The sequence below is a fragment of the Kitasatospora sp. NPDC017646 genome (genome assembly GCF_044329365.1).
Classification (GTDB): domain Bacteria; phylum Actinomycetota; class Actinomycetes; order Streptomycetales; family Streptomycetaceae; genus Kitasatospora.
The window spans coordinates 1-24,015 of the sequence record NZ_JBIRJC010000027.1; the positions used below are offsets into that span (position 1 = coordinate 1).

At 73.9% G+C, this 24,015-nt stretch carries 19 protein-coding genes; 11 read left to right on the forward strand and 8 right to left on the reverse strand.

What is annotated here, in order from left to right:
- Positions 1-146 precede the first annotated feature (146 nt).
- Positions 147-1,808, forward strand: a complete 1,662-nt coding sequence (locus ACH4J0_RS30825; protein ID WP_396244011.1) for a protein kinase — start codon at positions 147-149, stop codon at positions 1,806-1,808.
- 194 nt (positions 1,809-2,002) lie between these two features.
- Here the strand turns inward: ACH4J0_RS30825 and ACH4J0_RS30830 are convergent, their stop codons facing one another.
- The 5 genes from ACH4J0_RS30830 to ACH4J0_RS30850 all read right to left on the reverse strand — a co-directional run bounded on the left by ACH4J0_RS30830 (position 2,003) and on the right by ACH4J0_RS30850 (position 6,211).
- Complete coding sequence (locus ACH4J0_RS30830; protein WP_396244013.1) at positions 2,003-2,527, reverse strand: potassium channel family protein; 525 nt, start codon at positions 2,525-2,527, stop codon at positions 2,003-2,005.
- Positions 2,528-2,722: 195 nt separating this feature from the next.
- Entirely contained in the window at positions 2,723-3,004 is a 282-nt protein-coding gene (tatA, locus tag ACH4J0_RS30835; protein ID WP_396244015.1) for a Sec-independent protein translocase subunit TatA, read from the reverse strand.
- Between the two features lie 197 nt (positions 3,005-3,201).
- Positions 3,202-3,771 (reverse strand): methyltransferase family protein, encoded by a 570-nt coding sequence (locus tag ACH4J0_RS30840; protein WP_396244016.1) that lies wholly within the window; start codon positions 3,769-3,771, stop codon positions 3,202-3,204.
- 110 nt (positions 3,772-3,881) lie between these two features.
- Complete coding sequence (locus ACH4J0_RS30845; protein WP_396244018.1) at positions 3,882-4,514, reverse strand: class I SAM-dependent methyltransferase; 633 nt, start codon at positions 4,512-4,514, stop codon at positions 3,882-3,884.
- A 143-nt stretch (positions 4,515-4,657) separates the two neighbouring features.
- Positions 4,658-6,211 carry an MFS transporter gene (locus tag ACH4J0_RS30850; RefSeq protein ID WP_396244019.1) on the reverse strand — a complete coding sequence of 518 codons (1,554 nt, stop codon included), beginning with the start codon at positions 6,209-6,211 and terminating at the stop codon, positions 4,658-4,660.
- A gap of 110 nt (positions 6,212-6,321) precedes the next feature.
- Here ACH4J0_RS30850 and ACH4J0_RS30855 point away from each other — a divergent pair, with 110 nt between their 5' ends.
- Positions 6,322-6,915: a TetR/AcrR family transcriptional regulator gene (locus ACH4J0_RS30855; RefSeq protein WP_396244020.1), complete on the forward strand. Its 594-nt coding sequence runs from the start codon at positions 6,322-6,324 to the stop codon at positions 6,913-6,915.
- Here ACH4J0_RS30855 and ACH4J0_RS30860 read toward each other — a convergent pair.
- Positions 6,905-7,222: a cupin gene (locus ACH4J0_RS30860; protein ID WP_396244021.1), complete on the reverse strand. Its 318-nt coding sequence runs from the start codon at positions 7,220-7,222 to the stop codon at positions 6,905-6,907. The two genes, ACH4J0_RS30855 and ACH4J0_RS30860, sit on opposite strands and share 11 nt — an antisense overlap.
- A 113-nt stretch (positions 7,223-7,335) precedes the next feature.
- On the opposite strand from ACH4J0_RS30860, the gene ACH4J0_RS30865 reads away from it, so the two are divergent.
- On the forward strand, positions 7,336-7,602 hold the full coding sequence (locus tag ACH4J0_RS30865) for a hypothetical protein (protein WP_396244022.1): 267 nt from the start codon (positions 7,336-7,338) through the stop codon (positions 7,600-7,602).
- Positions 7,603-7,760: 158 nt separating this feature from the next.
- Here the strand turns inward: ACH4J0_RS30865 and ACH4J0_RS30870 are convergent, their stop codons facing one another.
- Positions 7,761-8,918: an acyl-CoA dehydrogenase family protein gene (locus tag ACH4J0_RS30870; RefSeq protein WP_396244023.1), complete on the reverse strand. Its 1,158-nt coding sequence runs from the start codon at positions 8,916-8,918 to the stop codon at positions 7,761-7,763.
- A gap of 209 nt (positions 8,919-9,127) precedes the next feature.
- Here ACH4J0_RS30870 and ACH4J0_RS30875 point away from each other — a divergent pair, with 209 nt between their 5' ends.
- Complete coding sequence (locus tag ACH4J0_RS30875; RefSeq protein WP_396244025.1) at positions 9,128-10,279, forward strand: TetR/AcrR family transcriptional regulator; 1,152 nt, start codon at positions 9,128-9,130, stop codon at positions 10,277-10,279.
- Between the two features lie 67 nt (positions 10,280-10,346).
- Here the strand turns inward: ACH4J0_RS30875 and ACH4J0_RS30880 are convergent, their stop codons facing one another.
- Positions 10,347-10,670, reverse strand: coding sequence for a hypothetical protein (locus tag ACH4J0_RS30880; RefSeq protein ID WP_396244027.1), 324 nt, complete (start codon positions 10,668-10,670; stop codon positions 10,347-10,349).
- A 249-nt stretch (positions 10,671-10,919) separates the two neighbouring features.
- Between ACH4J0_RS30880 and ACH4J0_RS30885 the strand changes: the two genes are divergently transcribed.
- From ACH4J0_RS30885 to ACH4J0_RS30915, 7 genes are all read left to right on the forward strand, one after another.
- Positions 10,920-12,875, forward strand: a complete 1,956-nt coding sequence (locus ACH4J0_RS30885) for an ATP-binding protein (RefSeq protein ID WP_396244029.1) — start codon at positions 10,920-10,922, stop codon at positions 12,873-12,875.
- Positions 12,876-12,948: 73 nt separating this feature from the next.
- On the forward strand, positions 12,949-15,306 hold the full coding sequence (locus ACH4J0_RS30890) for a hypothetical protein (RefSeq protein WP_396244030.1): 2,358 nt from the start codon (positions 12,949-12,951) through the stop codon (positions 15,304-15,306).
- A gap of 122 nt (positions 15,307-15,428) precedes the next feature.
- The gene (locus ACH4J0_RS30895; RefSeq protein WP_396244032.1) at positions 15,429-16,082 is read left to right on the forward strand and encodes a DedA family protein; all 654 of its coding nucleotides are present in this window, start codon (positions 15,429-15,431) and stop codon (positions 16,080-16,082) included.
- A gap of 119 nt (positions 16,083-16,201) precedes the next feature.
- A complete protein-coding gene (locus ACH4J0_RS30900) occupies positions 16,202-18,169 on the forward strand; it encodes a threonine/serine exporter family protein (protein ID WP_396244034.1) in 1,968 nt (655 codons plus the stop codon).
- Between the two features lie 129 nt (positions 18,170-18,298).
- Complete coding sequence (locus ACH4J0_RS30905; RefSeq protein ID WP_396244035.1) at positions 18,299-19,369, forward strand: hypothetical protein; 1,071 nt, start codon at positions 18,299-18,301, stop codon at positions 19,367-19,369.
- A gap of 236 nt (positions 19,370-19,605) precedes the next feature.
- Positions 19,606-20,940, forward strand: a complete 1,335-nt coding sequence (locus ACH4J0_RS30910) for a C40 family peptidase (RefSeq protein ID WP_396244037.1) — start codon at positions 19,606-19,608, stop codon at positions 20,938-20,940.
- Positions 20,941-21,079: 139 nt separating this feature from the next.
- Positions 21,080-23,794 (forward strand): right-handed parallel beta-helix repeat-containing protein, encoded by a 2,715-nt coding sequence (locus tag ACH4J0_RS30915; protein WP_396244039.1) that lies wholly within the window; start codon positions 21,080-21,082, stop codon positions 23,792-23,794.
- Positions 23,795-24,015: the final 221 nt, after the last annotated feature.

Below are 24,015 nucleotides of genomic sequence, written 5' to 3' on the forward strand. Positions count from 1 at the left end.
GCCCCCGGCCCCCCCCCCCCCCACCCCCCCCCCCCCCCCCCCCCCCCCCCCCCCCACCCGCCCCGGCCACCCACCCTCCCGAAAGCCCACCCCCCCACCGCAGAACCCCCCACAGCCCCCCACCCCAAGACGGCTATCGTGCACAGGTGCACACCACGCCCCGGAACCCCGGGCGCCGCACGCGAGGGGAGTCCCAGGTGATCGGACGGGCGCTGAACGGGCGTTACGAACTCGTCGAGATGCTCGGCGTCGGCGGCATGGCCACCGTCTGGCGTGGCATCGACCGCGTGTTGGGCCGTCAGGTGGCCGTCAAGGTCCTCAACGGCGGCCTCGCCGACGACCCCCGCTTCGCCGAGCGCTTCAGCCGCGAGGCGCAGCACGCCGCCATGCTGGTGCACCCGAGGATCGTCATGGTCTTCGACTCGGGCGTGGACCAGGGCACCCCGTTCATCGTCATGGAGCTGGTCCAGGGCCGTTCACTGGCCGCCGTCCTGGTCCAGCAGCCGAACCTGCCGGTGGAGCGCGCGGTCGGCATCGCGGCGGCGGTGTGCGAGGCGCTGGTGGTCGCGCACGGAGCCGGGCTGGTCCACCGGGACATCAAGCCCGGGAACATCATGATCACCGACGACGGCGGCGTGAAGGTGGTGGACTTCGGCATCGCCAGGGCCGGTTCCTCCAGCAACCTGACCCAGACGGCGAGCGTGCTCGGTACGGCCGCCTACCTCTCGCCCGAGCAGGCCACCGCCTCCGACCTGGACGGCCGCACCGACCTCTACGCCGTCGGCTGCGTGCTGACCGAGATGCTCACCGGTGAGACCCCGTTCACGGCCGAGTCCCCGGTGGCGATCGCCTTCAAGCACGTCAGTGAGCAGCCCCTGCCGCCGTCCGCCCGGCGCCCCGGCCTGCCGCCGGCCGTGGACGCCGTGGTGCTGCACCTGCTGGCCAAGGACCCGGCCCACCGTCCGGCCGACGCCGCCGCCGCGCGGGCCGAACTGCTCTCCACGGTGCCGGGCCTGGCGGTCGGTGACCCGACCGCCGAACTGCTCGCGACGGCCGCTCCCACCCAGATGCTCCCGCCGGTGCTCCCGAACCAGCCGGTGCCGTCACACCAGCCGGCGCCACATCAGCCGGTGTCGCCGAACCAGCAGCACACCACGCTCCTGCCGCCCCAACCCGCTGCCGCCACCTCCCTGCTGCCGTCGGTCCCCGCCGCTCCGCCCGGGGCCCGCGCCGGCTTCCCCGGCACGCCCGCGCCGGCGCGGAACCGCCGCAACAAGCCGCTCGTCCTCGGCGCCCTCGGCATAGCGGGCATAGCCGGGATCACCGCGCTGGCCCTCACCGCCTTCGACGAGCCGGCCGGCAACGCCGCCGCAAAGCCAACCGCCGCCAAGCCCGCGGCCACCGCTCCGGCCTCCACGCCGGCCGCGCCCCCCGCGTCCGGCGCCTCCTCCACCGCCCCGACGGCCCCGACCGCAGCGGCGCCCCAGCCCGCGCCCACCCAGGTCGTCCCGCGCAACCAGCCCGCGGCCCTCCAGCTCCAGTCCTTCCGCCAGGCCGTCGCCCAGGCTCCGATCGCCAAGGAACGCGACAAGCAGGCGGAGCTGCTGCGGATCCTCGACGACAGCGCCGCCCGGCTCAACGAGGGCAATCCCGACGACGCCGCCCAGGAGCTCAAGGCCGCCCAGAAGACGATCAGGGACATGGGCAAGAAGCACTCCATCGACCCGCTCACCTACGCCAACTGGAACGCCCGCCTCGGCGCGCTCCTCACCACCCTCCACGCGACGGCCGACAACCAGGACGACTGACGCCGCGCCAGGACGTCCCGGACGGCCGCATCGAGGGTCCGGGCCTGGGCGTTTCCCACCCGCAGCGGAGGCGGGACCGTCCACAGCCTGTGGACGGTCCCGCACGGCGCCGCCCGGGAAGGACGGCTGACAGGCCGGCTGGACGCGCGGCGGGCCGACTGAGCGGGTCGGGCGAGCGGGCCGCCGAGCCGGAGTCACTCCTCGCGCCGGACCCGCCGTTCGATATTGCTCCGGACCGCCCGGGACGTCGTCCCGGCGGCCGCCGCGAGGAACACGAAGTTGTACCCGATCTGCAGCACCACCACGAGCCGCGCCGTCTGGCCGGACGGAGTGATGTCCCCGTACCCCACCGTCGACATCGTCACGACCGTGAAGTACAGCGCGTCCAGCCGCGTCTCCAGCCCCGCGAACTCGGCCTTGTGCCTACCCATCGCGTAGTACGACGCCGAGAAGATGGTCATCGCCAGGAAGATCAGGAAGGCCAGCCAGACCACCGGCCGCTTCGCCGTTCCCCGCATCACCTCGATCATCTTGGCCACCATCAGGCAGGTCATCCCGCCCAGTGCCCCCCCGAAGACCAGCCAGCTGATCACCGGCCGACGGTCACCGAACCACTCCAGGGGCAGCGTGAAGTACCCGACCATCAGCAGCGTGAAGGAGCAGAGCAGCCACGCTCCGGCTTGGAAGTCGATGGGTGGAGAGGCAGGATTCTCGGACATCCCGCCCAGCCTCGCCCAACGGCAGGGCGCCCGCCCGACCTGATCGGCTGTTCGGCCGATCCGCCGCCGGCCCCCCGACCCCCGATCCGCCGCGGGCCCCCCGGCCCGCGGCTCCGGTCCCGGCTCCGCCCCCCCGAACGGCGTCGAGCCCCTGGTGGAAGGTCCACCAGGGGCTCGACGGGGAGTTCGGACGACTCAGGCGGTCGTCTCGGTGTGCTTGGTCTCGGCGGCCTTGGTCACGTTGGTCGGCGTGACGGCCGGGCGGTCGGCGCCCGGCTGGGGGGTGGCCGTGCTCTGCGCGGTGCCGGCGTCCGCCGGGGTGTCCTCCTCGCGCATCGCCTTGGTCTCCGCCTTCAGGATGCGCATCGACTTGCCCAGGCCGCGGGCCATCTCCGGCAGCTTCTTCGATCCGAACAGCAGGACTACGACCGCCAGCACCACCAAGATGTGCCAGGGCTCAAGACCGTTCCGCAGCATCCCTGGCCACCGGTCCCTTCTTGTCTAGAGTCACGGGTGGGCGCGAGCGCCCATGCTCGCCAGTATGCCTGGACCTGACGGCGAACGGATACACCGGCCGGGAAACGCTGGCCGAAAACCAGGTGCTGCTCGAGCGGATCGTGGGCGACACGGCCCCGCCGGGGTGTCCGCCCGCACCCGCCCTGCGGCCGGATCGATCAGTAGACGAACGGCACCAGGCGCCTGGACTCCTTCCGGTACTGCGCGTACGCCGGGCCGAAGGACGCCAGCAGCAGCCGCTCCTCGGCGGCGATCCGCCAGCCGTACGCGCCGAGCAGCAGCGCGGCGACCACCAGGGCGGCGGCCCAGCCGCCGGCGCCGAGCGCGTAGCCGATCCAGACCAGCAGGCTGCCGGCGTAGCCGGGGTGGCGGATCAGCCGGTACGGGCCGGAGCGGACCACGTGCTGGGTGTCCACGGTGCGCAGGGTGCGGGTGTAGTAGCGGCCCAGGGTCCGCATGCCCCAGGCCCGCAGGGCCAGCCCGGCGACGACCAGCGCGACCCCGAACCAGCGTGCCCGGGTCGGCGGTTCGCCGATCGAGGCGCGGTCGAACAGCACCACGGCCAGCACGGACGCGACGTAGCAGGCGAGCAGCAGCCGGGTCGAGCCGCGGTCGCGGTCGTCCGCGTGCCAGGTGCCGGCCGCGCCGTCCTCGCGGCGTCGCAGCAGCAGCTCGTAGGCGATCCAGCAGAGGATGCCGAGCAGGGAGAGGAGGGACGGCAGGGACATCGGGCGGCTCCTGACGGTCGTGGGTACCCCTCCACGGTCCTCCGGCCGGGCCGTCGCGACACGCACCCCGGGGTGGACGCACCGGTGTCCACCCCCGGGTGGAGCGGCCCTTACGGGCGCCGCGCCAGCAGGTAGCCGCGCCGGGTGTCGGCCTCCTCGGGCAGGCCCAGCCGTTCGAGCCGCGCCTCGACGGCGAACCCGGCTTCGGCGAGGCGGGCGGCGACGGCGTCGGTCTCCAGGAAGTGGAAGTCCACGTCGACCCGGTGGCCCCACCACTCCTCCAGCCGTCGGACCTCCTTGCCCAGGTGGAAGGAGACCAGCAGTACCCCGCCGGGCCGCAGCACCCGCCGCATCTCGACGAAGGCGGGCAACAGCTCGTCCGGCTCCAGGTGGATCACCGAGTACAGCGCCACCGCGGCCGCGAACTCGCCGTCCCCGGCGGGCAGCGCCAGCAGGTCGCCGGTGCGGAAGGCGGCCTCCGGGTGCTCACGCCCGGCCAGCTCGACCATCCGGGGCGAGAGGTCGATCCCGACCACCCGCGCGCCCTGCCCGGCCAGCCACCCCGCCACGTGCCCGGGCCCGCACCCGAGGTCCGCCACCACTCCGCCGGCCGCCTCCTCCAGGACGGCGCCCAGCAGTGCCCGGTCCACCACCTTGTGCGCCAGCTCACCCCCTATCCGCCCCAGGTACTCCTCCGCCACCGCGTCGTAACTCCCGCGCACCCGCCCGTGAACGTTCTCCATGGCCGCCCACCCTGGCATGCCTGACCACTCCCGTACCGGGTCTTCGCGAACCCCGCCCCTGGCTCCGGCGCGGACGGCGGAGAGCCCCCGCCCGGGTGGGCGGGGGCTCTCGATGACTCGCGTGACCGGAAGCCGTGGACGGCTCAGGCGGCGACGGGCTCCTGTTCCGGGGCCGTCGTGGCGGCCGCGGGGAGGTGGCGCAGCAGTCGGTAGGCCAGGAGGGCGGCGCCGAGGGCGAAGAGCAGGCCGACGGCGGCGGCGACGTGCAGGCCGTCCGTGAAGGCGCCGCGGGCGGTCTCCAGGAGGTCCGGGCCGAGGCGCCCGGGCAGGTGGGCGGCGACGGAGACCGCGCCGCCGAGGGTGTCCCGGGCGGTGCCGGCGGCCGTGCCGTCGACGCCCGCCGGGAGGGCGCCGTCCAGCTGGTGGCGGTAGACCGCGGCGCCCGCCGCACCCAGCAGGGCGATGCCGAGGGAGCTGCCGAGTTCGACGGCGGTCTCGGAGGTGGCGGACGCGGCGCCGGCCTGCTCGGCCGGGGCGGCGGTGACGACCATCTCGGCGGTCATCGTCATGGTGCCGACGGTGCCGGCGGCCAGCACGCCCGCCGCGGTGAGGATGAGAGCCAGCGGCGAGTGGGGGCCGACCTGGGTCATCATCGCGAAGCCGGTCGCGCCGACCACGAAGCCGCCGCCCATCAGGGCCGCCGGGCGGACCCTGCCGGCCAGCGCCGAGCTGATCCCGATCGCCGCGCCGACGCCGAGGCTCGGTACCAGCGACCAGAGCGAGGCGGTGAACGGGCTCATGCCCTTGACCAGCTGCAGGTACTGGGAGGTGAAGAGGGCGAAGCCCATCATCGCGAACATCGCGAGGGTGTTGACGCTGATCGCCCCGCTGAAGGTGCGGATGCGGAACAGGCCCAGGTCGATCAGCGGGTTCGCCGCGGTGCGCTGGCGCCACACGAAGGCGCAGGCCAGCAGCAGCCCGGCCGCGGCGGCGAGGGCGGGCAGCGGGCTCCAGCCGTCCACGGCGAGTGTCTTGACCCCGTAGACCAGCGGGAGGACCGCGGCGAGCGAGAGCGCGGCGCCGGGCAGGTCGAAGCGGCCGGTGCGGGCGGCGGTGCGGTACTCGGGCAGGAGGACGGGCGCGGTCAGTAGCACCAGGACCATCACCGGGACGGCCACCAGGAAGGCCGCGCCCCACCAGTAGTGGTCGAGCAGCAGTCCGCCCGCGACCGGGCCGAGGGTGGCCCCGGCGGTGAGCATGCCGCCCCAGGCGCCGAGCGCGATCTGCCGCTGCTTGGCGTCGTGGAAGGTGTTGCGGATCAGCGCGAGGGTCGAGGGCATGACGGTGGCCCCGGCGGCGCCGAGCAGGGCGCGGGCGGCGATCAGCTGTTCGGCGCTGCCGGACCAGGCGGCCAGCAGCGAGGCGCCGGTGAAGCCCGCCGCGCCGATCATCAGCAGTCGGCGGCGGCCGATCCGGTCGCCCAGCGCCCCCATCGTGATGAGCAGTCCGGCCAGCAGGAACGAGTACATGTCCATGATCCACAGCTGCTGGGTGCCGCTGGGAGCCAGCTCGGTGGAGATGTACGGGACGGCGAAGAACAGCACGCCCATGTCCATGGACAGGACGAGCGTCGGCAGCAGGAGGACGGCCAGGCCGATCCATTCGCGACGGCCTGCGCGGCCGGTGGTTGCGGTCATGGGGAAGACAGTACGGGCGTGTCAGACGCTTGTCTAGTACGTATGTCTAAAACGTAAGTGTGAGACGGTCGTGCAAGACATTTGTGCAGCCCTTCCGTAGGATTCAGGGCATGGGAAACCGCGAAGACCTGATGGCCGGCGCCAAGCGCTGCCTGTACGAGAAGGGCTACGGACGCACCACGGCCCGCGACATCGCGACCGCCTCGGGCGTCAGCCTGGCGGCGATCGGCTACCACTTCGGCTCGAAGGACGCGCTGCTCAACGCCGCGATGATCGAGGCGATCGGCGAGATGGGTGAGGCCCTGGGCATGGTGGTGTACGGCGCCAACCAGGTGTCGGACGATCCGGAGGTGCGCTTCGCGGCCGTCTGGAACGGCCTCCGGGACGTCTTCGTCGCGCACCGCGGGCTCTGGGCGGCCCAGTTCGAGGCCCTCGCCCAGGCCGGGCACAACCCCGAACTGGCGCGGGCCTTCGAGGAGGCGCAGAAGGAGGGCCGGCTCGGCCTCGCCGCGGTGTTCCAGGGGGTGGCCGAGGTGCCGGACACCGAGGAGGAGCTCGCCCGCGGCACCTTCTACCAGATCCTGCTGGCCGGCTACGTCGCCCAGTGGCTGGCCGCGCCCGAACTGGCCCCGGACGGCTCCGAGTTCCTGCGCGGGCTCCGGCTGGTCAGCGGCAGCGTGCTGGGAGCCGGCACTACGCCGTGACCGCCGTCAGGAGCACCACCGAGTCGACGTGGGCCAGCAGCCCGTGCCGCTCCTGCGGGACGGGCTCCAGCTCGCCGACGGAGAGTTCCAGCTGTCGCCCGGCGATGGTCAGCGAGACCCGGCCGCGCAGCACCTGGACGCTCCCGGCGGTGGGCGGGTTGTGCTCGTCCAGCGCGGTGCCCGCGGTCAGCGCGATCACGGTCTGCCGCAGCATCCCGTCGTGCAGCACCAGGTGGGCGCTGCGCCCGTGCGGACTCTCGGCCGCGCGGGCGGCGTGCTCAATGGCGAGCCGTTCGAGATCGGGCATCGCGCCGCCTCCTCCTCAAGCCGTGTGCCCAGGTTCGCGGACGGGCGGGTGTCGCGCACCCGGAGCGGCTCACCCGAGGTGCGGACCCCGTGAACTGCCCGCATCGTGGAGATATGGCTTCCAATGACAGACCCTCCAACGGGTTCCAGCTCAACCGCCCGCTACTGACCGGCGGGGTGGTGCTCACCGGCATCGGCTCGCTGCTCGGCGCGGCCGGGGCGGCGATGGTGTGCGCGGCGCTGCTCACCGCGGGCCGCAGCTGGGTGCGCGGGCTGGAGACCGCGCCGGCCGCCCTCGCCCAGCGGGCCCTGCGCGAGGCGAAGGTGGCCTCGACGGCCGGCTGGGAGGCCTGGCGCGCGGAGCACAGCTCGCCCAACTGAGAGCGCTCGCGTGCCCGTACGCGCCCGCGGGTGCCGGTGCGCGGACCGTACGCCCCTGGGCGCCCGTCGCCCGCCGTGCCGGTGGCATCCGCGCGGACGGTCGCGGCGGGCCGCCACGGGTGTGCGGCCCGCCGCAGCTCGACGCGGCCCTGACGCGCCTACAACCCCAGCGACTTGGCGACGATGCTGCGCATGACCTCGCTGGTGCCGCCGTAGATCCGGAACACCCGGTTGTCGGTGTAGAGCCGGGCGATCGGGTACTCCAGGATGTAGCCGTAACCACCGTGCAGCTGGAGGCACTTGTCGATGACGGTGGAGGCCGACTCGGTGCAGAACAGCTTCGCGGCGGCCGCGTCCGCGACGGACAGCTCGCCGTCCTGGTAGAGCTCCAGCGCGCGGTCCACCATCGACTGCTGCGCCAACACCTGGGCCTGGCAGTCGGCCAGGGTGAACTTGGTGTTCTGGAACTCGGCCACCGCCTTGCCGAACACCTTGCGGTCCTTGACGTACTGCACCGCGAACCGCACCGCCGCCGCGGCCGCCGCGTACGCGCCGACGGCGATCGCCAGCCGCTCCTGCACCAGGTTGTGGGTCAGGTAGGAGAAGGCCCGGCCCTCCTCGCCGAGCAGGTTCTCCACCGGCACCTTGACGTCGCTGAACGCCAACTCGGCGGTGTCCGAGGTGCGCAGGCCGATCTTCTGCAGCTTGCGGCCGACCGAGTAGCCCGGCGAGGTGGTGTCCACGCACAGGATGGACAGCCCGGCCCGGCGGTTCTCCGGGTCGTACGGCGCGGTGCGGCAGACCACCAGGACCAGGTCGGCCAGCACGCCGCCGGTGATGAAGGTCTTGGCGCCGTTGAGGACGTAGTGGGTGCCGTCCTCGGAGAGCCGGGCGGTGGTGGAGATGCCCGCGAGGTCGGAGCCGGCGCCCGGCTCGGTCATCGCGATCGCGGTCATGATGTCACCGGACACGAAGCCGGGCAGCCAGCGCCGCTTCTGCTCCTCGTCGGCGTACTCCAGCAGGTACGGCAGCACCAGTCCGGTGTGCACGCCGGAGGAGCCGAAGCTCACGCCGGCCCGGGCGGTCTCCTCGGCGATCACCGCCTGGTACTTGAACCCGCTCTCACCCGCGCCGCCGTACTCCTCCGGCACCTCGATGCCGTAGACGCCGAGCTCGCCGAGCTGGCGGTAGAAGTCGCGGGGCGGGTGGCCGTCGGCCTCCCAGCTCTCGTAGACCGGGACGACCTCGTTGGCGATGAAGTCCCGGATGGTCTCCCGGAAGGCCTCGTGGTCCTCGTTGAACACGGTGCGGCGCACGGCGGCGCTCCCTTCGACGGTGCCGGCCGGCGGGCCGGCGGAGGCGGAACGGGCCAGGTGGTGGCCCGACAAGTTAATCCCGGGTAGCCTCGACTGTCCAGCATTCCGGCACCGGGGAACCGGCCGGGAAGAGCGGTGCCGCACGGCGGCGAAGTGAATCCTTGCTAGCCTTCGGTCGGGGAGACGGACGAACGCGAGGGAGGCCCGCCATGGTGGTCCGACGGCCGCCCGGCCGACGCGCCCAGATCCTCGCCGTGGCCGCCGACCGCTTCCACCGCAGCGGCTACCACCAGGTCTCGATGACCGAGGTCGCCGCCGGGGTGGGCATCACCGCGCCCGCCCTCTACCGGCACTTCCGCGGCAAGCCCGAACTGCTCGACCGGGCCGTCCGGTTGGGACTGGACGCGCTCGCCGACGGCCTGCGCGCGGCCGGCACCACCGCCGAACTCGGCGCCGCACTGGCCGCGGTGGCGGTCGGCCACCGCCCGCTCGGCACCCTGGTGCAGCGCGACGCCCGGCTGCTGCCGCCCGCCCGCCGGGCCGAGCTGCGCCGCGAACTCCGCCGGGACGTCGCCATGATGACTGCGGTGCTGCGCGCCGAACGGGCCGAACTGGCCGCCGCCGACGCGGAGTTGATCTGCTGGTCAGCGCTCTCGGGCTGTGCCGGGCTGTCCTACCAGTCGGCCGCTCCGCAGCCCCGCCGGGCCGAGGCGCTGCTACGCGAACTGGTCGCGGCCGTCCTCGCGGTGTCCCTGGACGGCACGGCCGCCGGGCCGGGGGCCCCGGCGGTGCCGCAGCCGAGGCCGCGGGCGCGCCGGGAGGAACTGCTCGCGGCGGCCGTCCGGCTGTTCCACCAGCGCGGTTTCGACAACGTCAGCACCGACCAACTCGGCGCCGCCGTCGGCATCTCCGGTCCCAGCGTGTACCGGCACTTCGACAGCAAGGCCCACCTGCTCGCCGCCTCGCTGGTGCGCAGCCGGGAGCGGCTCTGGCACGAGGTGGACGGTGCGATCGCGACCGCCGACGGGCCGCGGGCGGCGCTGGCGGCCGGGCTCGGCGCGTACGTCGACTTCGCGCTGCGCAACGGCGACTACCTGGGCGCGATGCTCAGCGAGACCGAGCGGTTGGACCCGCCGGACCGCCGGGTCGCGGTGGACTTCCGGCGCGACTTCCTGCGCACCTGGGTCGGCCTGCTGCGGCAGGTGCGCCCGGAGGAGGACGCGGTGACCGCCCGGATCCGGGTGCACGCGCTGTTCTCGCTGGTCAACGACGGGGTGCGGAACCGTCCGCACAGCGCCAGGCCGGACCTCGGCGACTGCCTGCGGCGGCTGGGCCGGGCGGTGCTGGGGGTGTGGGAGTGACGCGCGGGCCGGGTGCCCTGCCCCGAGTCGACGGCGGCGGGCACCCGGCCCGCGCCGGGAGGACGGCTCAGTGGAGGACGTGCGGGTAGTGGACCCGGGCGTCGAAGTTCCCGTTGCCCTGCAGGGCGCCGACGTTGCCGCCGTTGCCGGCCACGGCGAGGCCGTTGTTCTGGTTGCTCGCACCCGAACCGGCGGCGGTCTGCTGGGTGTTGACCACGTTGCCGGTGACCGTTCCGATGACGTTGCCGGAACCGGCGTTGCTCACGACGCTGCTGTTGGAGTGGTCGTCCACGCCGGCGCCGTTGTCGGCGTGCGCGGTGGCGGCACCGACACCGACGAGGAGGAGGGCTCCGAGGGTGGTGACGGCTGCGGCTGCGCGAATACGGGACACGCTGGTCTCCCTGACTGCAAGTGCGAAGGTGGCGCGATCCGGAGTGGCCGCTCCGGAGTGCCGGTGCCGGGGGTCGCGTGATCAGCATTCACCAGCGCCGTGGACGAACTCCACCGAATGGGTGGCATTTCCCTCGATCGTGGGGCATCGGTCAATTCGGAGTTGACCAGAATCCGTCATTCCGGCCGTGCGAGCTGATGCATAGAAAGAAATGGTCGGCAGATTGTCGCACTGGCACACTGGGGACCCATGTCTGAAGGTGCCACGACCGAGCCCACCCCCGCCGAGGACCTGCGCACCACCGAGGTCGACCTCGGCGGCCTGGTGAACGTCCTCGCCACCCACCTCTACTCCACCCCGCTGGTCGCCCTGCGCGAACTCGTCCAGAACGCCCACGACTCGCACACCCGCCGGTTCCTGGAGGACCCGGACGGCGAGCATCGGCCGCTGATCCGGGTGCGCGCCGACGCCGCGCGGCGGACCGTCGCCATCGAGGACACCGGGGCGGGCCTCACCGAACCGGAGATCCACTCCTATCTCGCCACCGTCGGCACCGGCTACACCCGGATGCTGCGCGAACTCACCGGCAACCAGGAGCTGATCGGCGCCTTCGGCCTGGGCTTCCTCTCCGCCTTCTCGGTCGCCGACGAGGTGACCGTCACCACCACCTCGCACCGCGAGCCGCAGCGCGGCCACCGCTACCGCAGCCGCGGCGGCGAGCACTACCAGGTCGAGCCGGTGCCCGCCCGTCCGCAGCCCGGTACCGTGGTCGAGCTGGCGCTCAAGGCCGAGCACGGCCACCTCGCCGACGAGCAGGCGCTGCGCGAAGTCCTCGGCCGGTACTGCGTGTTGCTGCCGATCCCGGTCTTCGTCGGCGAGGACGAGGAGCCCGTCAACTCCGTCCAGGTGCCCTGGCGCCGGCAGGCCCACCCGTCGCCCGCCACCGCCCTGGCCGGAGACGCTCCGCGTCACCCCTCCGACGGGGACCAGCACGCCGTCCGGATGCGCTTCGCCGCCGCCTTCGGCCGCCGCTTCGAACCGCTCACCGCCTTCCCCGTCGGCCCCGTCGAGGGCGCCACCGACGCGGTCGGCCTGCTCTGGGTCCAGGACGGCGGCACCTACGGCAGCAGCGACAACCGCGACCTCGCCGTCTACCTGCGCGGCATGCTGCTCGCCGAGGACGCCCGCGACCTGCTGCCCAGCTGGGCCGGCTTCATCGGCGGGGTGATCGAGTCCAACCGGCTCACCCCCACCGCCAGCCGCGAGGACCTCCAGCGCGACGAGCACTACCGCGCGCTGCAGAAGGCCCTCACCGACGCCATCGTGGACGGCCTCTACGAGACCGCCCGGCTGCGGCCCGCCGCCTGGCGCCGGATCCTCACCCGGCACGGCCAGGACCTGCTCGGTGCCGCGCTCTGCGACGAGCGGCTCTTCTCCCTGCTCGCCGACGACGTCCCGGTGCCCACCTCCCAGAGCGACCTCACCGCTGGCGGGCTCCGGGCGGCAGGCGGGGGAGCCGTGCACGTCGCGCTCGGCAGCGGCGGCGGCTTCGAGGAGATGCTGTACCGCGCGATGCGGGTGCCGATCGCCCGCGGCGACCGCTACGCCGTACTGCCGTTCCTGCGCCGCTACGCCCAGCTGCGCGGCTGCCGGCTGGTCGAACTGGGCAGCGAGCAGGGCAACCGCGAACTGTTCCGCGACCCGGAGCGCCCGCTTCCGCCCGAGGAGTCCGCCTGGCTGTCCGGCGCCCTCGCCGACCCGGGCGAGCAACTCGTCCCGGCCCGCTTCGACCCGCCCGGCCTGCCGCTGGTGCTGGTGCCGGACCGCGAGGCCGAACTGAAGGCCCGGATCGAGGACGACCAGGCCGACGCCCGGATCCCGTCCGCCGCGCTGCGGCTGGCCCGGGCGTTCACCGCCCGCACCGGCGGCGAGGTCAGGGCCCGGCTCTACCTCAACCTGGCCTGCCCGGCCGTCCAGGACCTGCTCGCCGCCTACCGCGCCGGGCACACCGGCAGCGCCACCGCCGCCGGGCTGCTCCGATCGCTCAAGGTGATCATGGCGGCGGCCTCGACCGGCCCCGCCGAGGGTGACCTCGGCGCCGCGCTGGCCGGCGTCGGCACCGCCGTCTCCGCCCTGACCGCCGCCGTCCCGGCCGGACTGCCGGACGTCCCGGACAGCCCCGGCGACCTGCGGGAACAGGCGTGACCGACCGCCCGGCGACGGGAATGTCAGTGGCCCGCGGTAGACAACTCATCAGCACGACGCAGGGGGAACGGACATGACCACCGACATCTGGGCCTGGGTGCGCGACACCCACCAGCAGCTGCACGCGGCCGGCCACGGGCGGCTGGCCGACGCCATGTACGAGCTGCCCGAGCACGCCACCGAGGGGCGCAACGAGCAGCTCGACGCGGTCTACCCGGAGGCCGTCGCCTCCGCCCGGGCCCTGGGACTGCCCTGGGTCGAGGTCTACCTGCGGCACTGGCGGATGCAGAACCTGCTGAACAAGCGCCAGCAGGGCGAGGCCGTCCTGCCCGAGGTGGTCGACCTGCTGGACTTCGCCCACCGGGAGGAGACGGCCGGCTGCCCCCAGTCCGTCTGCGTGGTGCAGGACTTCGCGATCTGCCACGCCCGGGTCGACGGCCCCGGCTACGTGCGGGAGCGACTCGAGGTGGTCGGCGAGACGCTGGAGCGGATCGAGCCCGGCCGCGCCTGCTTCGACTGCCTGTCCCGCGAGTACTCCGACGCCCTGGAGGACGACGGGCGGGCCGCCGACGCGCTCGCCCACCTGGACACCGCCGCCGCGCGGATGCGGACCGCCGGCCAGCAGGTCTCGCTCCGCTTCCACCGGGCCCGGGCCGGCACCCTGCACCTGCTGGGCCGGCACGAGGAGGTGCTGACCGTGCTGGACGCCGCCGACCAGGCGGCCAAAGCCCGGGGCGAGGAACTCGACGAGAGCGACCGGCGCTCCGGAGCCCTGCAGCGGGCCCGCGCACTCGCCTCGCTCGGGCGCACCGCGGAGGCGCTCGCCCTGTTGCCCGAGCGGGCCGAGGCCGAGCGCCACGCCGACCTGCGCCAGAGCTGGACGGAGACGGTCGAGCTGCTGATCGCGGCCGGTGCCTGGGAGAACGACGCCGAGCTGGGCGCCGTGCTGGCCGGCTGGGTCGGCTACCTGGACGGCACGGGCTCGCACCGCCCGTGCGTGGACCTGCTGCTGGCGGCCGGTCGGCTGGCGCTCGCCCGCGGCGCCCGTACGGTGGCGCTCACGCTCGCGGCCACCGGGGAGCGCAAGCTCACCCGGTTGCGCCGCACCGCCGGTGTGGCCGAGCAGGTCGCCGCCCTGCGCGCGGCCGCCGAAGCACTTCCTGTGCCCGAGCTGCCCGTCCCGCCCGGCGAGCTGACGGCACACCTGGCGGAGGCCCGGGTGCCCTTCGAGACCGGCGCCGACCTGCTCTCCGTCGCCCTGGACCGGTACCGGGGTGAGCAGGCCGGCGCCACCGACCTGGCCGTGCTGCTGGCCAACGTGCTCGGCGGCCTCGGCCACGCCCGGGCCGCCGCCGACCTGCTCTGGCAGCGGCTGGACGCCGACCCGCGCGGCCAGGAGCTGATCGGCACGCTGGGCCAGGCCCTGATCGAGGCCCGGGACGCCGAGGGCGTGCGCCGCCTCGCCGACCGGCTGGCCGCGACCAGCCCGGCCGACGGGCACTGGATACGCGCTCGCTGGGCCGCCGCCGAGGAGCGCTGGGCCGAGGTGCTGGAGCAGTGCCAGGCGATCCTGGTGCTGGAGGCGGGCCGGATCAACACCCGCCGGCTGGCCGCGGCCGCCGCCACCGAGCTGGGCGACCACGCCACCGCGCAGCGCCTCTACCAGGAGCTGCTGGAGCACGCCCTGCCCGCCGAGGAGGCGGGGGAGGAGGAGCGCCACCGGACGGTCCAGGAGTCCGACCTCTGGCACCTGATCACCGCGGCCAGCGCCAACCGGGACTGGGCCGTGGTCCGCTCCACCGGCGCCCGGATCGGCATCGAGTTCGACGAGCCCGAGGGCCCGGTGGACGAGGAGTGGCAGCTGGTCAACGTCCGAGCCACCCGCGCCAACGGCACCGGGGCCGACCTGCCCGCCGTCCGGACGGGCCCGGCCACCGCCCGGATCCTGCCGGTGCTGGGCGCGGACCTGACGCTCAACCACGGCGACGTGGTGGTCTTCGCCCCGGCCCTGCTGGAGCGCCCGCCGGCCGAGGACGCCCCCGAGGAGGAACGGGAGAACTGGCGCCCGACCTTCGCGCTGCTGACCCTGCTCGACCCGGCCGGCTACACCACCTACTGGATCGACGGCGTCCGGCCCGGGGACGAGGCCTGGGCCGGGTTCCGGGACGGGCTGCGGGCGGCCGGCTACGCGGTCTGGGTGTACAGCGGGGAGCAGTACCGGCTCTCGGACCCGGAGCGGGCGGACCACGACCTGCCCGGCGTCTACGCTGCCCTCGGCCTCCCGCCGACAGCTTCGGCCGAGCAGGCCGACGCGCTGCTGCACGAGCTCACGGCCGGCTGGGAACACCCGGTGACCTGGCTCGCCCTGGCCGAAGCGGCGGAGGCCGACCTCCGGTGGCACAAGGAGATCATCGAGCGCTACGACATCTGAGCCGCCGGCCGTTCGGTCCCCGGCCCCGCGCGGGGCCGGGGAACCATTCCGCGCCCGGACGAGTCTTTGCCATTGCTTTGCCATTGCATTGCCGAGACTCGACCTCCAGGAGCGCCCGCACCGTGACCAGCCTCGCCCTCGGCCCGTCCTGGCTCGATCCGACCACCCTGATCTCCACCTTCGGCCTGATCGGCATCCTGGCCGCGGTCTTCGCCGAGTCCGGCCTGCTGATCGGCTTCTTCCTCCCCGGCGACTCCCTGCTGTTCACCACCGGCCTGCTGGTGGCCGGTGGCACCTACCTGCACCAGCCGCTCTGGCTGGTCTGCGCACTGATCGTCGCGGCCGCCGTCGCCGGGGACCAGGTCGGCTACCTGTTCGGCAGGAAGGTCGGGCCGAGCCTGTTCCGCCGCCCCGACTCCAGGGTCTTCAAGCAGGAGAACGTCGAGAAGGCCGCCGCCTTCTTCGACCGGCACGGCCCCAAGGCGATCGTGCTGGCCCGCTTCGTGCCGGTCGTGCGGACCTTCACCCCGGTCGTCGCCGGGGTGAGCAGGATGAACTACCGCGGCTTCGTGCTGTTCAACGCGGTCGGCGGGGTGCTGTGGGGCGCCGGGGTCACCGTGCTCGGCTACTTCCTCGGGCAGATCCCCTTCGTCCGGGACAACGTCGAGGCCATCCTGGTCGGCATCGTGCTGGTCTCGGTGATCCCGGTGGCGGTCGAACTGCTCCGGGCCCGCCGTTCCGGAGCGGAGCCCGCCGTCCGCCACCGCGCCGGGTAGGCGCCCGGGCCCGCCGCCGCGGGACGCCGCGTACATGTGCGTCCAGCTGTTCGATCAGGCAAGGTGTAACCCGAGATCGAACGGTGGCCGGCGGCCACCAGGGGCGGCAAGGAGCGGAAGTGCCTAAGCGGGGCCGACCGGGTGCGGGCAAGCGGGCGAGGGGAGGCCGGGCGGTCCGCCAGGTGGCGCAGACACCGCCCGAGCCGGTGCACCCCGCCGAGGCGCCGCCCACCGAGGGCCTGCTCGGCCACCCCGCTCCGCCCGTCGAGCCCACCATCGAGGTGCCGCTCGCCCCGCCCGTCCCGGAGACCAGGGGCCTGCTGGCACCCGAACCCGAGCCGCGGACCGAGCCGCGGACCGAGCCGCGGACCGCGGGGCAGGCCGTGCCGCGGGACGAGCGGCAGACCGGGCCGTCGGCGGAGCCGCCGCTGGAGCCGCACCCCGAGCTGACCGTCGATCTGCGCCCCCGGGACGCGACCCCCGAGCACCCGACCCCCGAGCGCCCGGCCGCCGGGCGCCCGGCTGTTGAGCGCCCGGCTGTTGAGCGCCCGGCCCGCCGTCGCTCGGTCGCCGAGGACACCCTCACCCCCGAGGAGTGGCGCGCGGCCGGCTACACCCCGCCCACCGGCATCCCCGTCCCGGAGCTGACCGTCGGCGCCCCCGGCGAGGTGCCCTGGCCGGACCGGATGCGCACCCTGCTGCGCACCCCGATGTCCGAGCGCCCCGCCTTCGAGCGCACCGCCCGCGAGATGCACCCCTCCGCGGGCGCCGCCCGCAACGTCCCGCGCATCCTCGACCTGACGCTGCGCATCGGCGAACTGCTGCTGGCCAGCGGCGAGGCCGCCGAGGACGTCGAGGCGGCGATGCTCGGCATCGCGCACGCCTACCGGCTGGACCGCTGCGAGCCGCAGGTGACCTTCACCCTGATCGGCATCTCGCACCAGCCCTCGCTGGTCGAGCCGCCGGTCACCGCCGACCGCGTGGTGCGCCGCCGCACCTCCGACTACACCCGGCTGAACGCGGTCTACGAGCTGGTGGCCGACATCACCGCGGAGAAGGTGACGGTCAACGACGCCTACCGCCGACTGGCCCTGATCCGCCGCAACCGGCACCCGTACCCGGCCTGGCTGCTCGCCCTGACCACCGGTCTGCTGGCCGGCGCGGCGACCTTCCTGGTCGGCGGGCGGATCGACGACAAGGCCGGGCTGGTCTTCGCCAGCGCCTTCATCGCGGCCGTCCTCGGTGACCGGCTGGCCTCCGCGCTGGCCCGGCGCCGACTGCCGGAGTTCTACCAGTTCGTGGCGGCCGCGATGCCGGCCGCCGCCTCCGGGATCGTCCTGTCCTTCAACGACTGGGGGCTGCGCGGCTCGGTGGTGATCACCGGTGGCCTGTTCGCCCTGCTGCCCGGGCGCGCGCTGGTCGCCGCCGTCCAGGACGGCCTGACCGGTTTCTACATCACCGCCGCGGCCCGGCTGCTGGAAGTGGTCTACCTGGTCGCGGGCATCGTGATCGGCGTGATGGTGATCCTCTATCTGGGCGTCGGCTTCGAGGCGAAGCTGAAGCCGGACGAGAGCCTGGCGGGCATCAGCTACCCGCCGGTCCAGATGGTCGCCGCGATGGTGCTCACCCTGGCCTTCGCGATGCTGCTGCAGACCGACCGCCGCACCCTCGCGCTGGTCACCCTCAACAGCGGCATCGGTTGGGCCAGCTACGGCGCGCTGGTGTACAACGCGGGCGTCAACCCGATCGCGGCGACCGGCGTGGCGGCCGGGCTGGTCGGCCTGTTCGGCCAGCTGATGGCGCGCTACCGCAACGGTTCGGCGCTGCCGTACGTGACCGCCGCGATCGGTCCGCTGATGCCGGGTTCGGCGCTCTACCTCGGGATGCTCGCCTTCGCCCAGGGGCACTCCAGCACCGGTCTGGTGTCGGTCTTCCGGGCGGCGGCGATCGCGATGGCGCTGGCGATCGGGGTGAACCTCGGTGGCGAGATCGCCCGGCTGTTCCTGAAATTGCCGGTGGGCGCCGAGCTGCCCTCGCTCTACCCGGCGGTCCCGCGCCGGGCCGCCAAGCGCACCCGCGGATTCTGACCGGAGGCGGGACCCCGGGCCCGGTGGCGGAAGGGCCGGGAGCCGGGTCGGAGCGCTGTTGGGCCGGTATTGGCTTCCGGGTCATGTCGCGGCAGGCAGGACGCAGCACCAGGAACGAAGGTAAGACCCATGTCGACACTGCTGGACAGCTACCGCGAGCACATCGTCAACGCGCAGAAGCAACCGCTGTTCCTGCTGCTGATCGGCTTCATCACCTCCTTCGTCTTCATCCGGTTCAGCGTGCGGATGATCCGCGCCCAGGTGCGCTGGTGGCCCGGCAACGTCACCCCCGGCGGCCTGCACATCCACCACATGGTGTTCGGTCTGGGCTTCCTGCTGGTCGGCGGCATGGGGGTGTTCGCCGCCTACGGAACGCCCCCGTGGATCGACTGGTTCGGGCTGCTCTTCGGCATCGGCTGCGGCCTGGTGCTGGACGAGTTCGCGCTGATCCTGCACCTGGACGACGTGTACTGGAGCGAACAGGGCCGCAAGTCGGTGGACGCGGTGATCTTCGGCATCCTGTTCACCGCGCTGCTGCTGATCGGGTACGTTCCGTTCGGCCCGCTGCCCGGTGAGGACACCCGCTGGGGCCTGATCTCGGTGATCTCGGTGAACGCGCTGGCCTCGGTGATCACCCTGCTCAAGGGCAAGGTGTGGACCGGCCTGCTCGGGATCATGGTCCCCGGCCTGTCTTGGATCGGCGCGATCCGGCTGGCCCGCCCGAGCAGCCCGTGGGCCCGCTGGCGCTACGCCACGCGCTCCCGCCGCCGGGCGCGTGCGCTCCGGCGCGAACGCCTGCTGCACCGGCGTGCGGACCGGGCCCGCACCTGGCTCTTCGACCTGATCGCCGGGGCGCCCGACAAGGTGCCCGCCAACCACCCGGCCGCCCACCGGGTCGCCGAGCGGATGGCCGCCCGGGCCTCCGCCCACCTCGACGCGCACGCCGCCCGGGCGCTGGCCCGCCGCCAGGCACGACTGGCCGACCGCCGCTCCGCGGCCGTGGCCGGGGCGGCGGCGCACCAGCAGCCGGTGGAGGGGGCCGTCGGCGGCGTCCCCAGCCGCTCGGCCGGGGCGCAGCAGCGCCGCCGGACGGTCCGCGCCGGGCGCAACCGGGCGTACGGGGTCGGCCCGAGCGGGGCGGAGCGCCGGCCCGAGCGGCACCCCCACGTGCGGACCAGGACCCGTCGGATCCGCCGGTAGTTCGTACGCCCCGTGCGCCGACTCTGAGTTGACGCGCGATCGGATCATCGGATGATCACCCGGCCGGCGCAGCGCGTTCGAGGGGCGAACGGCGCTGGAGTTGAGAGCATGGGCGACGAGTGACCGTTCTGTCACGTGATGGGATGTTTCGTCGGACTCCCGCCGCTCGGCCGCCGCTCGCCCGCGCCGCTCGGAGCCCGCCGCCGTCCCTCCGGACCCGTGAGAAGGGATGTCTCGTGGCGCGCAGGATCCTGCCGACCCTCCTGTTGTCCCTCACCGCCCTGCTCGGGCTGCTCCCCGCCGCCCAGGCCGCCCCCGCGGACCCCGACCCGGTGCCCGGCCGGTCACCGGACGGGCCGTCCACGGGCTTTCAGCCGCCGGGCGACCAGCCCCCGACGGGGCAGCCCCCGGCGGGCCAGGGCCCGTACCCGTCCACCGAGGAGATCGACCGCTCCCGCGCCGAGACCGACCGCAAGGCCGCCTCCGTGGCCGCGTTGGAGGCCGCGCTGGAGGCCGCGCTCACCGCCGCACGGGCCGAACTCGACCGGGCCGGCCGCAGCGCCGAACAGGCCGTCGAGGCCTACAACGGCGCCCAGCTCGCCCTCGCCCGGGCCCGCGCCGAGGAGACCGCCGCCAACCGGCGCGCGGCCGCCGCCGAGGCCGAGCGCTCCGAGGCCGCCGAGGACGCGGCCCGGCTCGCCGCCGAAACGTACCGCCAGGGTGCGGGCGCCGAACTGTCCGCGCTGAACGCCCTGCTCGGCGCCCACGGCCCGCGCGAGGCGGGCGACCGCGCCGCCGTGGCCGGGGTGGTCAGCGAGCGCGCCCGGCAGATCCTCGACGCCGCCACCTCCACGGCCGCCGCCGCCCGCAGCGCCTCCGCCACCGCCCGGACCGCCACCGGGGCCGCCGAGAAGGCCGCCGCCGAGGTGGGCGCGGCCAGGACCAGGGCGCAGCAGCGGCTCGCCGCCCAGAAGGGCGAGGTGGCCGCCGCCGACCGGCACCGGGAACAGCTGCTCACCGAGCTGGCCGCCGCCCGGAACACCACCGTCGAGCTGGAGCGCGGACGCCGCGAGGCGCTGGAGGCGATCGCTGCCCGGGAGGCGGAGGCGGCCGCCCGCGCCGCCGCCGAGCAGGCCGCCCGGGAGGCCGAAGCCGCAGCCGCCGCCAGGGTCCAGGTGGTACCACCCGCCGCCCGCCCCTGGTCGGCCGAGGGCGCGTCCGCCGCCGTCGCCTTCGCCAAGTCCAAGATCGGCCTGCCCTACGTCTGGGGCGGCGAGGGCCCGGAGGGCTACGACTGCTCCGGACTGACCATGATGGCCTGGCGCGAGGGAGGCAAGCAGCTCAACCACTTCGCGGCCGACCAGTACGCCCAGTCCACCCCGATCGGCTACCGCGAACTGCGCCCCGGCGACCTGGTGTTCTGGACCGACACCGGCCGCTCCGCCGACATCCACCACGTCGGCCTCTACATCGGCGACGACCAGATGATCGAGGCCCCGCGGGTCGGCATGCCGGTGAAGCAGGCCAGCCTCTGGATCATGGGCACCCCGGACTTCTACGCCCGGCCCTGAGCGCCGGTCGGCGTCCCGGATCGACGGCTGTCCGGCGGGGGCGGAGCCCCCGGGAATCCCGGTTGTTGGCGTTCGTACGAGGTCTGTACTCTGACGCGGCCATCAAGGCGATCATCGGACTACAAGACCTGGGGGGTTGATGTCCAACCGCCGTCTCACTGCGACCGCCGCCGCGTCCCTCGCCGTCGGATTCGCACTCCTGCCGAGCCAGGCGTTCGCCGCCGGACCGGCCCAGCCGACCGTACCTCCCGCCGCGGAAGCCCCGACCCTGACCGGGGCGGAGCCGGTGGCGCCCAAGACCTTCACCAGCCCGGCGGACAAGTCCTACCCCGTGCAGCGCCAGGCCGTCGCCCCGAGGGCCGCGGCCGCCCCGCCGGCGACCGGCAAGACGATCTACGCCGTCACCGCCTCGGCCTGCACCACCGACACCGGCACCGGCGCGCAGGCCACGCCGTTCTGCAGCCTGCAGCACGCCGTCGACGCGGCCGCGCCTGGCGACACCATCCAGGTGTCCGGCTCGATCGAAGGCGGCAACCCGGCCCGCTCGCAGGAAGCGGTGACGATCCGGACCTCCGGGCTCACCATCACCGGCGGCGACAATTTCCCGCAGGTGTCCGCCTGGGGCACCCTGGCCGGCAAGCCCGCTCTGACGCTGGACGGCGTCAGCGATGTGACGATCAGCCACCTGGAGCTGTCCTCGGCCAGTGCGCCGAGCGCCGTGGCGGTCAAGGGGTCCACCCGGATCACCTTCGACTCCGACCACTTCCAGGCCAACTACGGCAACGGCATCGCCATCGACGGTGCCTCCAGCGCCGTCAAGGTGACCCGGACGCACGTCTATCCGATCTACCCGGGGACCTCCAACAAGGCCGTCACCGTGGACGCCGGCGCGCATGACGTCACGCTGGCCGGGAACCTGCTGGCCTCGTCCGGCATCGCCGCCACCGGGGTGCAGGGCCTGACCGTCACCGGCAACACCATCCAGCGCGGCTGCCTCCCGGCGGTCGCCGTGGACGGAGCCTCCACCGCGGTGTCGATCCAGAACAACCTGCTGGTGGAGTCGGCCGACGCCGCCGCCTGCGACTCCGGCGCCCCGGCCGTCACGGTGTCCGCCGGGTCGGTCGCGGGGACCACCTCCGACTACAACGACTTCTACTCCGCCGCCGCCAACGGCGCCGGACCGTACCGCTGGGCCGACACCGGGTACCCGACGCTCGCCGCGTTCCAGGCCGCCCAGGCCCAGGGGGCCCACGACACGGTCGAGGCGGTGGCCCCGCAGGCCGTCGGCAACGGCCGGGACTACGGCGTGGCGTACGCGCTGCAGCCCGGGTCCACCGCGATCGGCGCGGCCAACCCGAACGCCCCCGGCGCGCTGACGACCGACTACTTCGGCAACGGCCCGATGACCGACCGGGGCGCGGTCAAGTTCCAGAGCACCAACCCCGGATTCGCGATGGCCCTGACCGCGAAGAACACCAGCGCGTACGGCATCGCGCTGACCGTGGACGTGACCACCAAGCCCATCGGCCAGGACCTCTACGTCAACTGGGGCGACGGCACCACCGACGTCGTGAACTTCGCCGGCGACAAGCCGGTGACGTCGACGCTGAACCACCGCTACCAGAAGCTGGGCGGCTACACCGTCACCGTCACCGACTCCGAGCACAGCGGGAACAGCCTGCGCAACACGGTGAACGTCGCCACCCTCGGCTCGCAGTACACCGCCTACGGACCCAAGCGGCTGCTGGACACCCGTGAGGGCACCGGCGCGGCCAAGGTCCCGGCCTACGGCACGGCGCGGGTGAAGATCGCCGGCAACGGCGGCATCCCGGCCGACGTCACCGCGGTGGTCCTGAACGTGACCGTGACCAACCCGGAGACGCCGGGGCACATCACCGTGCACCCCGACGGCGGGCCCCGGCCGACCACGTCCAACATCAACTACGAGGCCGGGCAGACCGTCCCGAACCTGGTGACCGTGCCGGTCGGTGAGGGCGGCTACGTCGACCTGTACAACAACGGGGGCCCGGCCGACCTGATCGCCGACATCACCGGGTACTTCACCCAGTCCAACGCCAGCGGCTACACCCCGGTCGGGCCGACCCGCCTGGTCGACACCCGCTACGGCACCGGCGCGCCGAGCCGCCAGGTCGGCGCCTACGGGGTTCTGCCGGTGCAGATCGCCAACGCCGCCCCTGGCCTGCCCTCCGCCGGCGTCACCGCGGTCGCGCTCAACGTCACCATCACGAACCCGGGCGCCGACGGCCACCTGACGGTGTACCCGGGCGGGCAGTCGCCGCCCAACGCCTCGAACCTGAACTTCACCGCCGGGCAGACCGTGGCCAACGCGGTCATCGTCCCGGTCGGTGCGGACGGCAGGATCCAGGTGTACAACGCCGCCGGGGCCCCGAGCGACGTGATCGTCGACGTGGTCGGCTACTACGGCGCGGGCTCCGGAGCCGCCTTCATGCCCGTCACCCCGGAGCGGCTCGTGGACACCCGCGACTCGTCCACCTGGAGCTCCGGCCAGCTGGCCGGCTGGCACTACCTGCCCCTGCACATGACCACCCGCAGTGACATCCCGGCGTTCGTCTTCAACCTCACCGTCACCAAGACCGGCGACGCCGGGCACCTGTCGGTCGCGCCGGACCCGAACACCTGGGAGGCGTACCAGAAGGGGTACGCGCAGCCGGCGGCGTCGCCGAGCGTCTCGACCCTCAACTGGAACCGCGGCGACACCGTGCCGAACCTGGCCCAGGCCACGCCGGGCAACGGCATCGTCGACATCTTCAACGAGAGCGGCGGGCCGCTCGACCTGCTCGTGGACATCTTCGGCTACTACCAGAACGGCTGACGACTGACGGTGGACCAGGACATCGCGTCCGGCTGCCACCGAGGCCCCCGGGACGGTCACCGCCCCGGGGGCCTCCCGCTGTCCGGGGCCCGCACGGCCCGGCCGGACCCGCGCGACCGTACGCCGGTCCGGGCGCGGCCGAGGTCCGGCGGGAGCGTCGTCACCAACCGGCCGTCGCACGGGGTCGCCCCACCGGTGACCGGGCGCCGATGTCGGTGGCT

What these genes read in the sequence shown, in the direction of transcription:
- ACH4J0_RS30830 (WP_396244013.1), bottom strand. Translation starts at nt 2,527, where the DNA reads ATGTCCGAGAATCCTGCCTCTCCACCCATCGACTTCCAAGCCGGAGCG.
- tatA (WP_396244015.1), bottom strand. Translation starts at nt 3,004, where the DNA reads ATGCTGCGGAACGGTCTTGAGCCCTGGCACATCTTGGTGGTGCTGGCG.
- ACH4J0_RS30840 (WP_396244016.1), bottom strand. Translation starts at nt 3,771, where the DNA reads ATGTCCCTGCCGTCCCTCCTCTCCCTGCTCGGCATCCTCTGCTGGATC.
- ACH4J0_RS30845 (WP_396244018.1), bottom strand. Translation starts at nt 4,514, where the DNA reads ATGGAGAACGTTCACGGGCGGGTGCGCGGGAGTTACGACGCGGTGGCG.
- ACH4J0_RS30850 (WP_396244019.1), bottom strand. Translation starts at nt 6,211, where the DNA reads ATGACCGCAACCACCGGCCGCGCAGGCCGTCGCGAATGGATCGGCCTG.
- ACH4J0_RS30855 (WP_396244020.1), top strand. Translation starts at nt 6,322, where the DNA reads ATGGGAAACCGCGAAGACCTGATGGCCGGCGCCAAGCGCTGCCTGTAC.
- ACH4J0_RS30860 (WP_396244021.1), bottom strand. Translation starts at nt 7,222, where the DNA reads ATGCCCGATCTCGAACGGCTCGCCATTGAGCACGCCGCCCGCGCGGCC.
- ACH4J0_RS30865 (WP_396244022.1), top strand. Translation starts at nt 7,336, where the DNA reads ATGGCTTCCAATGACAGACCCTCCAACGGGTTCCAGCTCAACCGCCCG.
- ACH4J0_RS30875 (WP_396244025.1), top strand. Translation starts at nt 9,128, where the DNA reads ATGGTGGTCCGACGGCCGCCCGGCCGACGCGCCCAGATCCTCGCCGTG.
- ACH4J0_RS30885 (WP_396244029.1), top strand. Translation starts at nt 10,920, where the DNA reads ATGTCTGAAGGTGCCACGACCGAGCCCACCCCCGCCGAGGACCTGCGC.
- ACH4J0_RS30890 (WP_396244030.1), top strand. Translation starts at nt 12,949, where the DNA reads ATGACCACCGACATCTGGGCCTGGGTGCGCGACACCCACCAGCAGCTG.
- ACH4J0_RS30905 (WP_396244035.1), top strand. Translation starts at nt 18,299, where the DNA reads ATGTCGACACTGCTGGACAGCTACCGCGAGCACATCGTCAACGCGCAG.
- ACH4J0_RS30915 (WP_396244039.1), top strand. Translation starts at nt 21,080, where the DNA reads ATGTCCAACCGCCGTCTCACTGCGACCGCCGCCGCGTCCCTCGCCGTC.